Here is a 16,245-nt window from a genome sequence, read left to right as displayed (position 1 = left end):
GGAGGACGCCTCTTGTCTATTCCGCTGCTACAAAAAATCCGCGTTGGCGCCTATATCGCGCGCCAGCATTTCGGCGGCAACAAGCGCTACCCGCTCGCGCTGATGCTCGAGCCGCTGTTTCGTTGCAACCTCGCGTGCAACGGCTGCGGCAAGATCGACTACCCCGATCCCATCCTGAACCAGCGCCTCTCCATCGAGGAATGTCTCGGGGCCGTCGACGAGTGCGGCGCGCCGATCGTCTCGATCGCGGGCGGCGAGCCGCTCCTGCACCGGGACATGCCGGCGATCGTGAAGGGCATCATGGCGCGCAAGAAGTTCGTGTATCTCTGCACGAACGCGCTGCTCATGGAAAAGAAGATGGACGACTACGAGCCGAACCCGTATTTCGTCTGGTCGGTCCACCTCGACGGCGATCGTGAAATGCACGATCACTCGGTCTCGCAGGACGGCACCTACGACAAGGCCGTCGCGGCGATCAGGGAAGCCAAGCGCCGCGGCTTTCGCGTCAACATCAACTGCACGCTGTTCAACGACGCGGTTCCCGAGCGCGTCGCCGCGTTCTTCGATTCGCTCGGTCCGATCGGCGTCGACGGCATCACCGTGTCGCCGGGCTACGCCTACGAACGCGCGCCGGACCAGCAGCATTTCCTGAATCGCGACAAGACCAAGACGCTGTTCCGCGATATCTTCAAGCGCGGCAACAAGGGCAAGAAGTGGTCGTTCAGCCAGTCGGGCCTCTTCCTCGACTTCCTCGCGGGCAACCAGACCTACGCGTGCACGCCGTGGGGCAACCCGGCGCGCACCGTGTTCGGCTGGCAGAAGCCCTGCTATCTCGTCGGCGAAGGTTACGTGAAGACCTTCAAGGAGCTGATGGAGACGACGGACTGGGACAAGTACGGCACCGGCAACTACGAGAAGTGCGCGGACTGCATGGTCCACAGCGGCTTCGAGGCGACGGCCGTGATGGATACGTTCGCGCATCCGCTCAAGGCGCTGAAGGTCAGCCTGAGCGGCCCGAAGACGGAAGGCGCGTTCGTGCAGGACATTCCGCTCGATCATCAGCGGCCGGCCGAGTACGTGTTCTCGCGCCACGTCGAGATCAAGCTCGAAGAGATCAAGCACGCGGCCCAGACCGGCAAGCCGGCGACGGTCGCGGCGCATTGAGCGCGAGGCGCCGCGCGGCCACCGGCATGCGCGGCGCTGCCTGACCCGGGAATCCGGTTCTTGCCGGGAAAGACTGCCGCGAGAGTCCGCGCGCGACGGGGACGATCCCCGCGGCGCGCGGAAAAAACGATCAGTCGTTGCCGCGGGCGTTGTGATCGGTCAGGAACTTGATCAGCCCGTCGATGCCGCCCCTCGAGAGCTGCTCGGCGAACTGGTTCTGATACACCTGGATCAGCCAGGCGCCCATCATGTTGATGTCGTAGATCTTCCAGCCCGACGCGGCGTGTTCGAGCCGGTAGTCGATCTCGTCGTCGCCGCCGTTGCTGATCACGTGCGATTGCACGACGGTATCCTTCGCGTCCGCCGCCGTGTGCGAAGGCACGAAGTTGAACGTCACCTGCTGGTCACGCAACTGTGCAAGCGACGCCGCGTAGGTTCGCACGAGCAGCAACTGGAACTGTTGATAGAGCTGCTGCTGCTGTTGCGGCGTCGCGGTAGTCCAGGCTTTGCCGACCGCGATGCGGGTCGTGCGCTCGAAATCCGTGGAGGGCACGAAATGGCTTTCGACCACGGCGGTGATCCTGGCCATGTCGCCGCTGCGCGCCTGCGGGTCGGCCTTCATTGCATCGACCGTTCCCTCGACCGCGTTCTTCACGACGGTATCGGGAATAGTCTGTGCACAGGCGGTGCCCGACACTAGGGCAGCCGCGAAAAAAGCGGTCAAATAACGTTTCATACGCTCATCTGGGCAGTGGAGTGAACGCCGGACCGGCTGGCGCAGCGCGCCCGGCGAGGCCAGTATACCGGCTTTGCCCCGGCCGACCCGTGTGCATGCGGCACGCCGCCGTGCGCGAGGCCGGTATACTTGTGCGCTATTGCCCAAAAAAACGCCTCTGACAACGCACCTGTGTCTGTATGCTGAAGCCTTTCATCGTTCACCTCGTCGCCTGGTCGGTGCGCCGCGCGGCGTGGGTCATTGCACTGGCGCTGCTGGTCGCCGTGCTCAGCGGCGTCTACGTGGCCGGGCATTTCAAGATCAACACGGACGTCAGCGGGCTGGTTCAGGACGACGCGAAATGGGCGGCGCTCGGCGACGCCCTCGACAAGGCGTTCCCGCAGCGCGACCAGGCGCTGCTCGTCGTGATCGAGGCCAATGCGCCGGAGCTCGCCGACGCGGCGGCCGACACGCTCGCCGACGCGCTAAAGCAGGACGCCCGCGAATTCGGCTCGGTCACGCAGCCGGCCGGCGGCCCATTCTTCGAGCACAACGGCCTGCTGTTCCCCGATCTCGCGACCGTGCAGTCGACGACGAAGCAACTCGTTCAGGCGCGCCCGCTCGTCAACACGCTCGCGAAGGATCCGAGCGTGACCGGCCTTGCGGATACGCTGACGACGACGCTCTTGCTGCCGCTCACGATCGGCCAGGTCAAGCTGCCCGACATGGCCCATCTGCTCGGCAAAAGCGCCGACACGGTCGACCGCGTGCTGGCCGGCCAGCCGGCCGCGTTCTCGTGGCGCGCGCTGGTGGACACGGACGTCGCGACGAAGCCGGCCTACGCGTTCATCACCGTGCAGCCGGTCCTCAATTACGGCGCGCTGAAGGCCGGCGCCAGCGCCTCGGATGCGGTCCGCGCCACCGCCGCCGCGCTGCATCTCGACGCGCGCTACGGCGCGCGCGTCAGGCTGACCGGCGAGCAGCCGCTTGCCGACGAGGAGTTCGCCTCCGTCGAGGACGGCGCCGCGCTCAACGGCGCCCTCACCGCGATCGTCGTGCTCGTGATCCTCTGGCTCGCGCTGCGCTCGGCCAAACTGATCGTCGCCGTGCTGATCACGCTCGTGGTCGGCCTCGTCATCACGGCCGCGCTCGGGCTCATGATGGTCGGCGCGCTGAACATGATCTCGGTGGCGTTCATGGTGCTGTTCGTCGGCCTCGGCGTCGACTTCGGCGTGCAATTCGGCGTCAAGTATCGCGAGGAGCGCTACAAGGACGACCGGCTCGACAGCGCGCTGCTGAAAACCGCGCACAGCGTCGGCGTGCCGCTCACGCTCGCAGCCGTGGCCGTGGCCGAGAGCTTCTTTTCGTTTCTGCCGACCGCTTATCGCGGCGTCTCGGAGCTCGGCCAGATCGCCGGCGTCGGCATGTTCGTCGCGTATTTCTGCAACATGACGCTGCTGCCGGCCCTGCTGCGCGTGTTCGCGCCGCGCGGCGAAGCGGCCTCGCCGGGCTTCGCGCGCCTCGCGCCCGTGGACGCGTATCTCGCGCGCCATCGCAAGCCGGTGCTCGTCGGCACGCTGGTCGTCGTGCTCGGCGCGTCGCCGCTGCTGCTGCATCTGCGCTTCGACTTCAATCCGCTGCACCTGAAAGATCCGCATACCGAATCGATGGCCACGCTGATCGCGCTGAAGAATTCGCCGGTCATCTCGATCAACGACGTGAGCGTCCTCGCACCGTCGCTCGCGGCGGCCGACCAGATCGCGGCACGTCTTGGCAAGCTGCCCGAAGTCGGTCGCGCAACGACGCTCAGTTCGCTGATTCCCCCGGACCAGCCGCCCAAGCTGGCGCTGATCTCGGCCGCGGCGCAGCAACTGCTGCCCGCGCTCACGCAGCCGGCCGCGCCCGCGGCGACCGACGCGGCACGCGTCGCGGCGCTGAAGCGCGCCGCCGGCCAGCTCTCGCTCGCGGCCGGCGACCACCCGGGCCCGGGCGCGGCCGAGGCCGAGCACCTGTCGGCGTCGCTGACGAAACTCGCCAACGCCGACGCAGCCACGCGCGACCGCGCGGAAGCCGCGTTCTCGCTGCCGCTGCGACTCGCGCTCGGACAACTCTCGGACTTGCTGCAACCCGCGCCGATCACGCGCGAGACGCTGCCGCCGGCGATGGTGCGCGACTGGGTGGCGCCGACGGGCCAGGCGATCGTCGACGTCGCGCCGCGCGTGCCGGCCGGCGTCGATCCTAACAACGACGCCCTGCTCGCGCGCTTCGCGCACGGGGTGAAGGCGGCCGAGCCCGGCGCGATCGGCGGGCCGATCTCGATCCTGCATTCGGCCGACACGATCATCAAGGCGTTCCTGCAGGCGGCGGGATGGGCCGTGCTCCTCATCACGATCCTGCTGTGGATCACGCTGCGCCACTTCGGCGACGTGCTGCGCACGCTGGTGCCGCTGCTCGTGTCGGCGCTCGTCACGCTCGAACTCTGCGTCGTATTCGGCATGCCGCTGAACTTCGCGAACATCATCGCGCTGCCGCTCATGCTCGGCGTCGGCGTGGCCTTCAAGATTTACTTCGTGATGGCATGGCGCGCGGGCCAGACCGGCCTGCTGCATTCCAGCCTCACGCATGCGGTGCTCTTCAGCGCCGCGACGACGGCGACCGCGTTCGGCAGCCTCTGGTTATCGCACCATCCGGGCACCTCGAGCATGGGGCGGCTGCTTGCGCTGTCGCTGTTCTGTACGCTGATCGGCGCCGTGGTGTTCCAGCCGGTGCTGATGGGCGAGCCGCGTGCGAAGCGCGCAAGATCGCAAAAATAAGGGATCGACCGATGAAGAAGCAAAAAGCCGCGCTGATGGTAGCCGCGGCCAGTCTGACAGTCCTGATGGGGGGCTGTGCCACGGGGCCAAACCGCAAGGCGGACGACCCGCTGGAACCGATGAACCGGGTCATATTCAAGGTCAACGACACCATCGACCACACGGTCGCGCAACCCGCCGCGCGCGGCTATCAGAAGATCACGCCGCGGCCGCTGCAACAGGCCATCAGCAACTTCTTCTCGAACCTCGGCGACCTCGGCAACATGGCCAACGACCTGTTGCAACTGAAGATAACGGCCGCCACCGAAGACCTGGTGCGCTTCTCGATGAACTCGACCTTCGGGATCGGCGGGTTGCTCGACTTCGCCACGCCGGCAGGGCTGCCCAAGCACAACCAGGACTTCGGGCTCACGCTCGGCTACTGGGGCATCCCGTCGGGCCCGTATCTCGTGCTGCCGCTGTTCGGACCGAGCTCGTTCCGCGACGCGGTGGGCCGGGCCGTCGACGTGAGATTCAATCTGCTGAACTACGATCTCGATCCGCGCGATCGCAACGCGCTCTACGTCGTACAGTTCGTCAGCGCCCGCGCCGACATGCTCGGCGCAAGCGATCTGCTCTCGCAGGCGGCGCTCGACGAATATTCGTTCGTACGCGACGCCTACATGCAGCAGCGCAATTCGGCATTGCACGGCTCGTCGGGCTCGACTTCGCCACCGCCGCCCGACTACGGCGACCCGGGCGACGGCAGCAGTTCCTCCACCACGAGCCCGGCCGCCGGTACGGGCGCGGCGTCGGGTGTAGCGGCAGGCACGGCGGCGGCATCGGCTCCTGCTGCCGCATCGGCTCCGGCCGCGCCGGTAGCTGCCAGCGGCCCCGCTGCGGCGCCGGCTGCTCCCGCATCGGGTACGGCCAGCGCAACGACGCCCTGAGGCATCTTCGGCCACGGCAATGAAAAACCCCCGGCAGACGCTACGCGCCTGCCGGGGGTTTTTTCTGGCTCCGGAGCCGGCCGAGCCGCACTGTCGATCCTCGCCCGACGGCACCGGCCGAAACCGCTACGGAATCAATACACGGTATCCACTTCGGGCAGGCGTTCTTCCAGCCCATCCCCCGCCTTCGGGGCCTCCGGCTCGCCGGCCGGCGGCACCGCCGTCTGCCCGCGAAACTGCTCGAAGGCCTCGTCGGCATAGATCACCCGGCTACGGCCGTGCGGCGCCGGATTGCCAACCTCGTCGAGATTCACGAACACCATCTTGTCGATCGTCAGGATGCTTTTGCGCGTGATCTTGTTGCGCACTTCGCAACGCAGCGTGATCGAGGTGCGCCCGAAATGGGTTGCGGTCATGCCCAGCTCGATGATGTCGCCCTGGCGCGCCGAGCTGACGAAGTTGATCTCCGACATGAACTTGGTCACGACGCGCTTGTTGCCCAACTGGCAAATCGCGTAAATGGCGGCTTCTTCGTCGATCCAGCGCAGCAGACTGCCGCCGAACAGCGTGCCGTTCGGATTCAGGTCTTCCGGCTTGACCCATTTGCGGGTATGGAAATTCATCTGGCTCATCTGGTACGCCCCTCGAAAGTGATTTCCCGATTCCCAGGTGGACCTAGGGTTAACGCTAGGATTGTAGCGAATATAAGGGTTTTCCCGAATCAATACAAGAGAGCCAAAATTGTGCTGGTTGTAGCGACGCTACAGTACGCCGGCCTGCGCCAGAACCCGTCGCGCCTCGACGAGCGCCGCGCGCGCCGCCCGCGCATCGGCAGCGAGACGCAGCAACGCGCCAAGCTGCGCGGGATCGCGCACCAATTCGCGCAGAATCGGCCAGACCGAGGTACTGCCGTCGTCGCGCAACCCGGCCGTGGCGGCGGCGGGCAGGCTTCGCCAGGCCGGATCGACGATCGCGCGGCACACCGCGAACGGCAGGCCGCGCGCGGCCGCAGCCGCGGCCGCGAGATGCGACTCCATGTCGACCGCCAGCGCACCCGTCGAGCGGAACAGCGCCTGCTTGTCGGCGGCGCCCGTCAGCGGCGCCACGACCGCCGCTTCCACGCCGCGCCGTACCCGGCCGGCCAGCGGCGACGTTTCGAGCGCGGCGGCAAGGCGCTGGGACCACTGGGCATCCGTGTCTGCGCGGCCGAACGGCCCCTCTACGGCTTCCGCGACGATCAGCGTACCCGGCGCGAGGTCGGGCGCGAGACCGCCCGCCGTCCCGAAGCTGATGACGCCGGACGCGCCGCGCGAGAGCGCGGCGGCGAGCGCCCGTTCAAGCAGATCCGCCCGGGCAGCGAACACGACCTCGACGCCCGGGCCGCGCGCAATGCGCGCCTCGAACGCCATGCCAGTCACCGCGACAACGGGCAACCCGCGACGGTCGGCTCCGGAAGAAGACGTGGCCGGCACGGTCACATCCCGACCGCGACGCGCGTCGTGCCGTCGCGCTTCAGGTTGCGATAGCGCGCCAGCGCCCACAGCGGGAAGAACTTGCGATAGCCGTGATAGCGCAGATAAAACACGCGCGGAAAACCCGTCGCGGTAAAGCGCGTTTCGTCCCAGAGGCCGTGCTCGCGCTGCGTCGTCTGCAGATACGCAACGCCGCGCGCGACGGCCGGATGATCGACCTCGCCGGCCGCCATCAGGCCGAGCAGCGCCCAGGCCGTCTGCGACGCGGTGCTCGGCGCGCGCTCGTAGCCGCGGTACTCGAGCTTGTAGCTCGTGCCGTCTTCGCCCCACCCGCCGTCGTCGTTCTGGATGGCGACGAGCCACTGCACCGCCCGGCGGATGCGCGCGTCGTCGGGCGCGAGACCGGCCGCATTCAGCGCGCACAGCGCGCTCCAGGTGCCGTAGACGTAGTTCATGCCCCAACGGCCGTACCAGCTACCGTCCGCCTCCTGCTCCTTGAGCAGGTAGTCGAGCGAGCGGCGGGCCGGCTCGCTCGTCGCCGGCAATTCGCCGATCTGCGCGAGCATCGACAGACAGCGCGCCGACACGTCGGCGGTCGGCGGATCGAGTAGCGCACCGTGATCGGAAAATGGAATGTTGTTCAGATAGTACTGGGTATTTTCCGGCTCGAACGCGCCCCAGCCGCCGTCGCTGCTCTGCATGCCGACCACCCATTCCCTCGCGCGCGCGATCGCCTCGCCGTAGAGCTCCGGCCGGTCGGGACCGGCTGCACGGTGCATCGCCATGACGACGACGGCCGTATCGTCGACGTCCGGATAATGGGGATTCGCGTACTGGAACGCCCAGCCGCCAGGCCGCACGTCCGGACGGCGTGAAATCCAGTCGCCGCGCACGTCGAGGATCTGCAGCGGCCGCAGCCATTCGAGGCCGCGCTGCACCGCCGCCTCGGCGCGAGCGTCGCCGGTTTCGAGCAACGCGTGCGCCGCGAGCGAGGTGTCCCAGACCGGCGACAGACAGGGCTGGCAATACGCCTCGTCGTCGTGAACGGCGAGCAGCTTCTCGATCGACTGGCGGGCGATCGCGCGATGCGGGTGATCGGGCGGATAGCCGAGCACGTCGTACATCATCACCGAATTCACCATCGCCGGAAAAATCGCGCCGAGCCCGTCCTCGCCGTTCAGCCGCTCGTCCACGAACGCAACCGCCGCGTTGATCGCGCGCTGGCGCAGATACTGCGGGAACAGCGGATCGAGCACGCGCAGCACGCCGTCGACCGCGCGGAAGAACGCGAACCAACCCTTGTTCTGATGCGGCGCGCGCTCCGACAGCCCGGTCGTGACGGGCGCGCCGCGAAACAGCTCGTCGATGCGCACGCCGCGCGGATTGCGCGCGACCGGATGTTTCGCGTTGAGCACGAGGAGCGGCACGATCACCGTGCGGGCCCAGTACGACACCTTCGAAAGGTGGAACGGAAACCACTTCGGCAGCAGCATGATTTCGACGGGCATCATCGGCACCGCGTACCAGGTGACGACGCCGAAGAGCGCGAGCAACACCCGCGTAAACACGTTCGACGCCTCCGCGCCGCCCGCCGCGAGAATCGCCGCGCGCGCGCGCGCCATGTGTTCGGCATCCTCGGCGTCGCCGATCATCTTCAGTGCGAAATAAGCCTTGACGCTCGCGCTCACGTCCATCGCGCCGTCGGTGAACAGCGGCCAGCCACCGTCGGCGAGCTGGATGCGGCGCAGATAGCTCGCGATCTTCCGTTCGAGTTCCGGGTTCGCGGGCTCGCCGAGGTAGTGGACGAGCAGCACGTATTCGGCCGGAATGGTCGCGTCGGCCTCGAGTTCGTAAACCCAGTGGCCGTCCGGACGCTGGTCGGCCAGCAGCGCGTCGGTGGCGCGGTTAATCGCCGTGCCGAGCACGTCGGCCGCGTTTGCCGCGGGCGCGGCGCGATCTGCCTGCGTGTCGGGCGGCAGGGCTTGGGATAAATCGTTCATCGGTGCTCCAGGGATACCGTGAAAAGCGTATCCGCGGCCTTCTGGCCGGAGCGGATCGCCCCTTCAATCGTTGCGGGCAGACCGGTCGCGACCCAGTCGCCCGCGAGCATCAGGTTGTTCCAGCGCGTGCGGGTGGCCGGCCGACGCATTTCCTCCTGCGGCACGGCAGCGAACGTCGCGTGCCGCTCCGCCACGATCTGCCAGGCCGGCATCGGTTCCGGCGGCAGCGACGTCACCTGCGCGACGTCCGCCCAGATCGAGCGGGCCAGTTCTTCGCGCGGCATGTCGAGCAGCCGGTCGGCACCGTTGATCGTGACCGACAGGCGTCCGTCGAAACCGAACAGCCATTCGGCCGTCGAGTTGACGAGGCCCGTGAGCAGCGCAAGGCCCGGCGGCGGCTCGACCGCGAAATGCGCGTTGACGACGGCGCGAAAACGTTGCGGCGTCTGGATGCCGGGCACGAGCGTGCGCGCGACATCGGGCGGCACGGCGAGCACGACGGCATCCTGCGAATCGAGCGGAACCGGGGTGCCGTCGAAATCGAGCGCGCTCGCGCGGCCGGCCGTATCGTCGAAGGAAATGGCGGTGAGACGCGAGCCCAGCCGGATCTGTGCGCCGCCGTGCTGCAGGAGCCGCAAGGCGGGATCGACGAACGCGCTGCCGAGGCCGTTCTTCGCGACGAGCGGCCGGCAGGCGTCGCCGCCGCCGGCAAGCGCCTCGCGCGCCACCGCGCCCGCCAGCTCCGCGCTGCCCTCGCGCGGCTCCACGTTGAGCACCGCGCGAAAAAACGGCCGTACGAGCCGCTCCCACAGCAAGCCGTCGCTGCGCATCGTCTGCGCCATCGTGCGGCCCGGCTTCGCGAACAGGAGCGGCAGCAGCGACAGATAGTCGACGGCCCTCGTGCCGGGCACGCGCGCGCCCCCGTCGAAGATCCACCAGGGCAGACGGCCGCGCGAGAGCCGCAGGGTCCAGCGCGAACGCGTCGCGAGGTCCATGAACGCGAATTCGGGCTGCGCGGGACCGACGAGCTCGTCGCTCGCGCCAATCGCCCGCAGATAGCCGAGCGTCGCGTGATGGCCCGAGAGTACGAAGTGATTGCCGCTGTCGAGGTTCACCCCGAGCACGCGATCATAGTACGAGCGGCAGCGCCCGCCGGCCTGGTCCGCCGCTTCGTGCAGCACCACCCGGGCGCCGCGCCGCTGCAACTGGACCGCGGCGGCAAGGCCGGCAAGCCCCGCGCCGATCACGTGAACGAGCCTCGCCATCAGAACAGCGCGTAGCGGGCGAGAATCCACAAGAGCCGCGCGCGCGGCTTGCCGAGCTTCGCGCGCGGCAGATCGAAGCCGCGCTCGAGCGTGCGATCGAGCAGGCAACGATAGACGCCCGACATGATGCGCGGCGCCTTCACCTGGATGCGCGGCGCGCGATCCATGATCGCGTCGGCCTCGGCGAAGTGCTGCTTCGCGCGTTCGGCCAGCGTCGCGCACACGCGCGGCAACGACGGATCGGCGGCAATCGCGTGCGGATCGCCGCCGGCGTCGATCCCTTCGCGCGCGAGCAGTTCGCGCGGCAGATAGCAGCGGTTGATGTCCGCGTCCTCGTCGATGTCGCGCAGGATGTTGGTAAGCTGCAGCGCGCGCCCCAGATGATGGGCCAACAGGCGTCCCGGCTCGGGCTCCATCCCGAAGATCCTCACCGACAGCCGCCCGGCCGAACTCGCGACGCGGTCGCAGTAGAGGTCGAGCGTGGCCTCGTCGGGCGCGCAGATGTCGGCGGCGGCATCCATCGCCATGCCGTCGATCATCGCGTGGAAATCGTCGCGCTGGAGCTGGAACGTATGGATGTGCCGCGTCAGGGCGGCGAGCGACGGGCGAGGCGTGCCGGCATAGCAGGCGTCGATGTCGGCGCGCCAGGCCTCGAGCCCGGCGGCCCGCTCGCTGCGCGGAAGATCGCTGTCCGCGATGTCGTCGACGGCGCGGCAGAACGCGTAGACCTGGTACATGGCATCGCGCTGCGCCGCCGGCAGAATGCGCATGGCGAGATAGAACGAACTGCCGGCCGTGACGGCGGCGGCGTCGGTTTGCTGCGTATCGTCCACGACGAGGTTGGAAACGGCCAAGACGATCTCCGCTGGGAGGAGCCCGCGACGGGGCGATCAGGAACTCTCAGGCCCGCATGGCGCGGGCCGCCCGCGCGCGCGGAACACGCGCAGGGCACCAGCTGTAAGCCGGAAAATGGGCGAAAGTATACCAACCTTTAGGCCCGGCCGCAGTCCCTGCCCGGGCCGGCCCGTCCGGCCGGCTCAGACGGGCCGGGCAGGCTCGCCCGGCGGTGTGAACATCACCGAACGGTTGCGGCCCCCGCGCTTGGCCTCGTAGAGCGCCTCGTCCGCCTCGTTGATCAGGGCGTCGCAAGTGGGTGCCCCCGGCCGCGCGGTCGTGCCGCCCACGCTGGCGGTCACGCTCACGCTCGCGCCCGGCACCTCGACGGCCACGCTGCCGATGATGCGGCGGATCTTCTCGGCCGCCTGCATCGCGCCTTCGAACGCCGTGGCCGGCATCAGCAGCGCGAACTCCTCGCCGCCGAAGCGCCCGAACGTGTCCTGCTTGCGCACCACGTCCGCCACGCGCTGGGCGATCTCGCGCAGCACCGTATCGCCGGCCGCGTGGCCGTAACGGTCGTTGATCTGCTTGAAATGGTCGAGGTCGAACAGCAGCACCGACAGCTCGCCGCCGTAGCGCTGCCAGCGCATGAACTCATCGACGAAACGTTCCTCGAAATAGCGCCGGTTCGCAATGCCCGTCAGCCCGTCGCGATGCGCGTACTCCTGCAGTTTGGCGACGGCCTCCTCGCGCTCGCGCTGCACGATGCTCACGTGCGTCACGTCGGAGATCGTCACGCAAACCGCCACCACCTCGCGATCGCGCATGAGCGGCATGAACGTGCAGTCCTGCTGCATGAAATCGACGCCGCCGGTGATCGGCCGGTCGTGATCGAAACGGAACAGGTAAGGCCGTTGCTCCCAGGAGCTGAACGCGAAGGTGCCGAGCTGGAACACGCTCTCCACCTTGCGGACGAGCCAGGCGCGCGGCAGATCGGGAAAGTGCTCGAAGAGCGAGCAACCGAGCACCTGCTGCGCCGGCAAACCGCTGTGGTCCTGCATGAAGCGGTTCCACATCAGCACGTTCATCTCGCGATCGAGCACGAAAATGCCGAAACCGACCCGCTCGACGACGAGATCGGACAGCGACAGCGATGGCCCGTCAGGCGCCGTGCTCATAGCCCCTGCAGCAGCGTGTCGAGCGCGCGGCTCACCTGGCGGATCGATTCCTCGGCCATCAGCATCACGAGATGGGCGCGCAGCGGACGGTCCTCGAGCGAGAGATTCACTTCCACGAGCAACGCCACGTTCCAGACGAGCATGCCCGGCTGGAAGACGTCGACGAGCGATACCGCCTCGCCCAGCATGTCCGGCGCCGAGAAGATGGGCACGAGCCCCAACTGGCCGAGGATCGACGACACGCAGGCGCCGGTGAGCACGTTGGCGATGTCGAAAATCAGCTCGGTCTCGCTCGCCTGTTCCTCCGCCTGCGGATCGCGCACGAGCGCGGCCAGATCGGTCATGCCGGCGCTGCGGCAGATGACGAGCACCTCGCCCTTGATCTCCGAGCGGAAGCCCTGGCGCACCACCGTGACCGAGTCCTCGATGCCCGTCATCTCGCGCAGCGCCCCGGCCGCCTCGCTGAGGGCGACCGTGCGCACGCGCGGCACCGACAGCTCGATGAACGAGTCGAGCAGCCGCGACAGCCGGCTCGCCGCCGTCCCCATCCCGAGGTTGGCTAGCTCCTGCAGCGCATCGCGCTGGTCTTCGGTCAGGACGGGTTCACGCATACAACCCATACTCCCTCAGGATGGGCAGCAACGCTTCAGGCGTGACGGGCTTCGCGACAAACGCGGCGGCGCCGAGCCGGCGCACGCGCTCTTCGGCAAGCGGCTGCACGTCGGCGGAAACCACGATCACGAACGTGTTCAGGTCCTCGTGCTGGAGCGCCTCGAGCACCTGGAAGCCCGTCATGTCCGGCATCGTGAGATCGAGAAACATCACCGACGCCCGACCCGCGCGATAAAGCGCCAGCGCCTCGCGCCCGTTGGACGCGTACGAGATATCGACGTCCCAATCCTCGGGCAACGCTTTCGTGAGCAGCTTGCGGGCAAGCAGCGAATCGTCGGCGATCACGATGGGCAAGGACATGGCTGGCTGAGTAATAGAAAACCCGGCGCAGGGATTCTGAATGCCCGCGCCATGCAAAGTGAAAGTCTGCGTGAAAAAAGCGATTGTGAAGGCGGTTGCCGCTTGCAAACCGCATCTGCTGCCGAAACCGGGCATGGCAGCGTAGGGACTGCCCGGCCAGGCACTGAACGGTGTGCCGCCGGAAATCTACCTGTCAGGACGCGCTTTTATCGCGTCGCAAATTCTCGAAGTAAACCGGCGAAAACGCAACTCGCCCAAAACGGATTTGTAAATAATATCACCCCAAAATTTAACAATTTTTGAAATATCTACCTTCTCAGGCTGGAAAACCACGCTGATCATGCTTTTGATTACGTTTGCGACTCCGCATTCATCCCGGATTTGGACAAAACCGCGCAGCCGTCATTCCGTGCCCGCGCCCCGCCCTGCGCGACCGGCGCGCCTGTCCGGACGGCCCGCCGAAATCCGGTCAACCCGGAAAAAAACCCGTCGGACTTGTCGTTTATGATGACGGAACGCAAGTTTCGCCCGACGCCGCCGCCCCCGACATGACTCCAGAACGGCCCGCCCAACCCGCCGTGCGTCCGCCCGAACCGGCTCGCGACGAGGAATCCCCGTTTCCGGCTGCCCCGGAGCACGATTTCGCGGTCCGGCGCAGAACGCTGATCACCCTGCTTGTCGCCGCCATCGTGCTGCCCTGCCTCTATGTCGCGACCATGGCGATCAACGACCTGCACGCGCGCGAGGCCGAAGCGGCCGATGCCACGCAACGCACGGTACGGGTCGCGGAAGAGCACGCCCTGAAGGTCTTCGACATGAACGAGGCGCTCGACGCCCGCGTGGTCGATCTCGTGCAGGGACTCGACGACGACGGCATCCGGACGGAGGAGCCGCAGATCCACGACAAGCTCAAGGCCATCGGAGGCGGCTATCCCCAGGTCGCGGCGGTCTCGATCTTCGGCCGCGACGGCCAATTGCTCGCGAGCAGCCGCTTTTCGCCCCCGCCGCAGATATCGATCGCGCAACGCGACGACTTCACCGGCATTCGCGACGGCAAGGTCATCGAGCACGTTTCGCGCGTGATGTTCGGCCAGGTCAGCGACGAAGTGGTGTTCAACATGGGCGTCGCGCGCCGCGACGCCGACGGCACGTTCGCCGGGATCGTCTCCGTCGCGCTGCGGCCGGGCTATTTCACGGGCTTCTACCGCGACCTGCTCGGCCCCGACTCCCCGATGACGATGGGACTCGTGCGCAGCGACGGCGCCGTGCTGGCCCACCATCCGCTGGGACGCGGCATACCGGAGGTCATCACGGACAATCCCGCCTTCACCGAAGCGCTCGCCGCGGGCCGCGATGCGGGTCTCATTCGCGTGCACTCGCAACTGGTCGGCGACAACCTGATCCTTGCCTACCGGCGGGTGGGCGGCTACCCGGTGTACGTATCGTGCGGCTATCGCACGTCCGCGATCCGGGCCGGCTGGTATCGCCATCTGAGCCTGCTGATTCTGTCGATGTTCACGCCGTCCGTCGCGCTGTGGTGCGTGATCTGGCTGTCGCTGCGCCGGCTCGCGGCCGAGGAGGAAGCGTGGGAGCGCTGGCAGGCCGAGGCCTCGATGCGCCGCTCGATCGAGTCCGCCTATCGCCAGTCGCGCAAGATGGAAGCGCTCGGCAACCTGGTGGGCAGCGTGGCGCACGACTTCAACAACCTGCTGATGATCGTGTCCGCGAACGTGCAGATCGTGCGGCGCCGCGGCGGCGCGACCGGGTTCGATCGCGAGCTTTCGGCCGTCGAGCGCGCGCTCAAGAGCGGACAGTCGCTGACCCGCCAACTGCTCGGCGTGGCGCGCAAACAGCCGCTGCGCAACGAGACGATCCACGTCGCACGCTGGCTGCCCGCGTGCCGCGAGTTGCTGCGGGCATCGCTCGGCGCCAGGGTGTCGCTCGTGATCGACGCCGGCGACGGCATATGGCCGATCCTCGTGGACGTCGCCGAACTGGAACTCGCGCTGATTAATCTCGCGGTCAACGCGCGCGACGCCATGCCGAACGGCGGCCGCTTCACGGTACGCGTGCGCAATATCACCTTCCGACCCGGTGACGGCTTTCCGCTCGACGGCGACTTCGTCCAGCTTTCGCTCGAGGACACGGGCATCGGCATGCCGCCCGACGTGCTGGCCCGCGCCTTCGAACCGCTTTTCACGACCAAGCCCAAGGGGACCGGCACCGGTCTCGGACTCCCCCAGGTGTTCGCATTCTGCGAGCGCTCGGGCGGTCTCGCCGCGATCGACAGCGCCATTGGCGCCGGAACCTCGGTGCATCTGTATTTGCCTCGCGCGCAGATCGCCCCGACGGCCGAACGGCCGGCCGAGCCGGGCCGGCCGACCCGCGCGCAGGTCCTGCCGGGGCTACGCGTACTGCTCGTCGAGGACAACGACGAAGTCGCGGCCGGTACGGAAGCGCTGCTGCAGATGATGGGGCACCACGTGACCTGCGCGAACGATGCGGCGAGCGCGTTGCATCTGCTCGGCGAGCGCTATTCCGGCGACGCGAGACACGATGCGATCCTGCCGTTCGATCTCGTGATCTCGGACATTCACATGCCGGGCAACATGAACGGCATCGACCTGGCCGAAGCGGTCCGGAACATCGACCCCAGGCTGCCCGTCATTCTCGTGACGGGGTATGCCGAGCAACTGGATCGCGCCCGTCATGCCGACGTGCGCGTGTTGTCCAAGCCGTTCGATATCGCGCTACTCGAAAAGATGCTGGAAACGATTCAGCGCGAACTGACCGCCCACAGCGATGCCGCGGGATAAACGCAAGGATGCCGATTCAATTTCCCGGGCTGGCCATGTTGTGAATAACGAAGCCGTCCCGGTAGTTATCCACAGTTTCTGTTG

13 protein-coding genes are annotated in these 16,245 nt (G+C 67.4%); 4 read left to right on the top strand and 9 right to left on the bottom strand.

Annotated features, from left to right (window positions below; genetic code table 11):
• Window positions 1-12 precede the first annotated feature (12 nt).
• Complete coding sequence (hpnH, locus tag CY652_RS00180; RefSeq protein WP_102128668.1) at window positions 13-1,164, top strand: adenosyl-hopene transferase HpnH; 1,152 nt, start codon at window positions 13-15, stop codon at window positions 1,162-1,164.
• Window positions 1,165-1,294: 130 nt separating this feature from the next.
• Here the strand turns inward: hpnH and CY652_RS00175 are convergent, their stop codons facing one another.
• A complete protein-coding gene (locus tag CY652_RS00175; RefSeq protein WP_102128667.1) occupies window positions 1,295-1,900 on the bottom strand; it encodes an MlaC/ttg2D family ABC transporter substrate-binding protein in 606 nt (201 codons plus the stop codon).
• Window positions 1,901-2,079: 179 nt separating this feature from the next.
• Here CY652_RS00175 and CY652_RS00170 point away from each other — a divergent pair, with 179 nt between their 5' ends.
• Both CY652_RS00170 and CY652_RS00165 read left to right on the top strand, forming a co-directional pair.
• Window positions 2,080-4,692 carry an MMPL family transporter gene (locus CY652_RS00170; RefSeq protein ID WP_102128666.1) on the top strand — a complete coding sequence of 871 codons (2,613 nt, stop codon included), beginning with the start codon at window positions 2,080-2,082 and terminating at the stop codon, window positions 4,690-4,692.
• Between the two features lie 11 nt (window positions 4,693-4,703).
• Window positions 4,704-5,621 carry an MlaA family lipoprotein gene (locus tag CY652_RS00165; RefSeq protein WP_102128665.1) on the top strand — a complete coding sequence of 306 codons (918 nt, stop codon included), beginning with the start codon at window positions 4,704-4,706 and terminating at the stop codon, window positions 5,619-5,621.
• Window positions 5,622-5,755: 134 nt separating this feature from the next.
• Here the strand turns inward: CY652_RS00165 and CY652_RS00160 are convergent, their stop codons facing one another.
• The 8 genes from CY652_RS00160 to CY652_RS00125 all read right to left on the bottom strand — a co-directional run bounded on the left by CY652_RS00160 (window position 5,756) and on the right by CY652_RS00125 (window position 13,345).
• Window positions 5,756-6,244: an acyl-CoA thioesterase gene (locus tag CY652_RS00160; protein WP_102128987.1), complete on the bottom strand. Its 489-nt coding sequence runs from the start codon at window positions 6,242-6,244 to the stop codon at window positions 5,756-5,758.
• A 138-nt stretch (window positions 6,245-6,382) separates the two neighbouring features.
• Window positions 6,383-7,030, bottom strand: a complete 648-nt coding sequence (locus CY652_RS00155) for a phosphorylase (RefSeq protein WP_258002122.1) — start codon at window positions 7,028-7,030, stop codon at window positions 6,383-6,385.
• Window positions 7,031-7,095: 65 nt separating this feature from the next.
• Window positions 7,096-9,093: a squalene--hopene cyclase gene (gene shc, locus CY652_RS00150; protein WP_102128664.1), complete on the bottom strand. Its 1,998-nt coding sequence runs from the start codon at window positions 9,091-9,093 to the stop codon at window positions 7,096-7,098.
• Window positions 9,090-10,358: a hydroxysqualene dehydroxylase HpnE gene (hpnE, locus tag CY652_RS00145; RefSeq protein ID WP_102128663.1), complete on the bottom strand. Its 1,269-nt coding sequence runs from the start codon at window positions 10,356-10,358 to the stop codon at window positions 9,090-9,092. Before hpnE ends, shc begins: the two co-directional genes overlap by 4 nt.
• A complete protein-coding gene (gene hpnD, locus CY652_RS00140; protein ID WP_102128662.1) occupies window positions 10,358-11,212 on the bottom strand; it encodes a presqualene diphosphate synthase HpnD in 855 nt (284 codons plus the stop codon). The genes hpnE and hpnD overlap by 1 nt, the downstream gene beginning before the upstream one ends.
• Window positions 11,213-11,395: 183 nt before the next feature.
• Window positions 11,396-12,373 (bottom strand): GGDEF domain-containing protein, encoded by a 978-nt coding sequence (locus tag CY652_RS00135; RefSeq protein ID WP_102128661.1) that lies wholly within the window; start codon window positions 12,371-12,373, stop codon window positions 11,396-11,398.
• Window positions 12,370-12,984: a chemotaxis protein CheC gene (locus tag CY652_RS00130; RefSeq protein WP_102128660.1), complete on the bottom strand. Its 615-nt coding sequence runs from the start codon at window positions 12,982-12,984 to the stop codon at window positions 12,370-12,372. The genes CY652_RS00135 and CY652_RS00130 overlap by 4 nt, the downstream gene beginning before the upstream one ends.
• On the bottom strand, window positions 12,977-13,345 hold the full coding sequence (locus CY652_RS00125) for a response regulator (RefSeq protein WP_102128659.1): 369 nt from the start codon (window positions 13,343-13,345) through the stop codon (window positions 12,977-12,979). Before CY652_RS00125 ends, CY652_RS00130 begins: the two co-directional genes overlap by 8 nt.
• A 548-nt stretch (window positions 13,346-13,893) precedes the next feature.
• Here CY652_RS00125 and CY652_RS00120 point away from each other — a divergent pair.
• Window positions 13,894-16,161: a hybrid sensor histidine kinase/response regulator gene (locus CY652_RS00120; RefSeq protein WP_102128658.1), complete on the top strand. Its 2,268-nt coding sequence runs from the start codon at window positions 13,894-13,896 to the stop codon at window positions 16,159-16,161.
• Window positions 16,162-16,245: the final 84 nt, after the last annotated feature.

Origin of the sequence: Burkholderia sp. WAC0059 (genome assembly GCF_002870125.1) — a bacterium.
Taxonomy (GTDB): Bacteria; Pseudomonadota; Gammaproteobacteria; order Burkholderiales; family Burkholderiaceae; genus Paraburkholderia.
This window is presented reverse-complemented; position numbering and strand designations above follow the sequence as displayed.

Bases quoted from the DNA above. Each gene is read 5' to 3' on its own strand.
- CY652_RS00125 (WP_102128659.1), bottom strand. From the start codon at position 13,345: ATGTCCTTGCCCATCGTGATCGCCGACGATTCGCTGCTTGCCCGCAAG.
- hpnE (WP_102128663.1), bottom strand. From the start codon at position 10,358: ATGGCGAGGCTCGTTCACGTGATCGGCGCGGGGCTTGCCGGCCTTGCC.
- CY652_RS00135 (WP_102128661.1), bottom strand. From the start codon at position 12,373: ATGAGCACGGCGCCTGACGGGCCATCGCTGTCGCTGTCCGATCTCGTC.
- CY652_RS00165 (WP_102128665.1), top strand. From the start codon at position 4,704: ATGAAGAAGCAAAAAGCCGCGCTGATGGTAGCCGCGGCCAGTCTGACA.
- CY652_RS00170 (WP_102128666.1), top strand. From the start codon at position 2,080: ATGCTGAAGCCTTTCATCGTTCACCTCGTCGCCTGGTCGGTGCGCCGC.
- shc (WP_102128664.1), bottom strand. From the start codon at position 9,093: ATGAACGATTTATCCCAAGCCCTGCCGCCCGACACGCAGGCAGATCGC.
- CY652_RS00160 (WP_102128987.1), bottom strand. From the start codon at position 6,244: ATGAATTTCCATACCCGCAAATGGGTCAAGCCGGAAGACCTGAATCCG.
- CY652_RS00130 (WP_102128660.1), bottom strand. From the start codon at position 12,984: ATGCGTGAACCCGTCCTGACCGAAGACCAGCGCGATGCGCTGCAGGAG.
- CY652_RS00155 (WP_258002122.1), bottom strand. From the start codon at position 7,030: ATGGCGTTCGAGGCGCGCATTGCGCGCGGCCCGGGCGTCGAGGTCGTG.
- CY652_RS00175 (WP_102128667.1), bottom strand. From the start codon at position 1,900: ATGAAACGTTATTTGACCGCTTTTTTCGCGGCTGCCCTAGTGTCGGGC.
- CY652_RS00120 (WP_102128658.1), top strand. From the start codon at position 13,894: ATGACTCCAGAACGGCCCGCCCAACCCGCCGTGCGTCCGCCCGAACCG.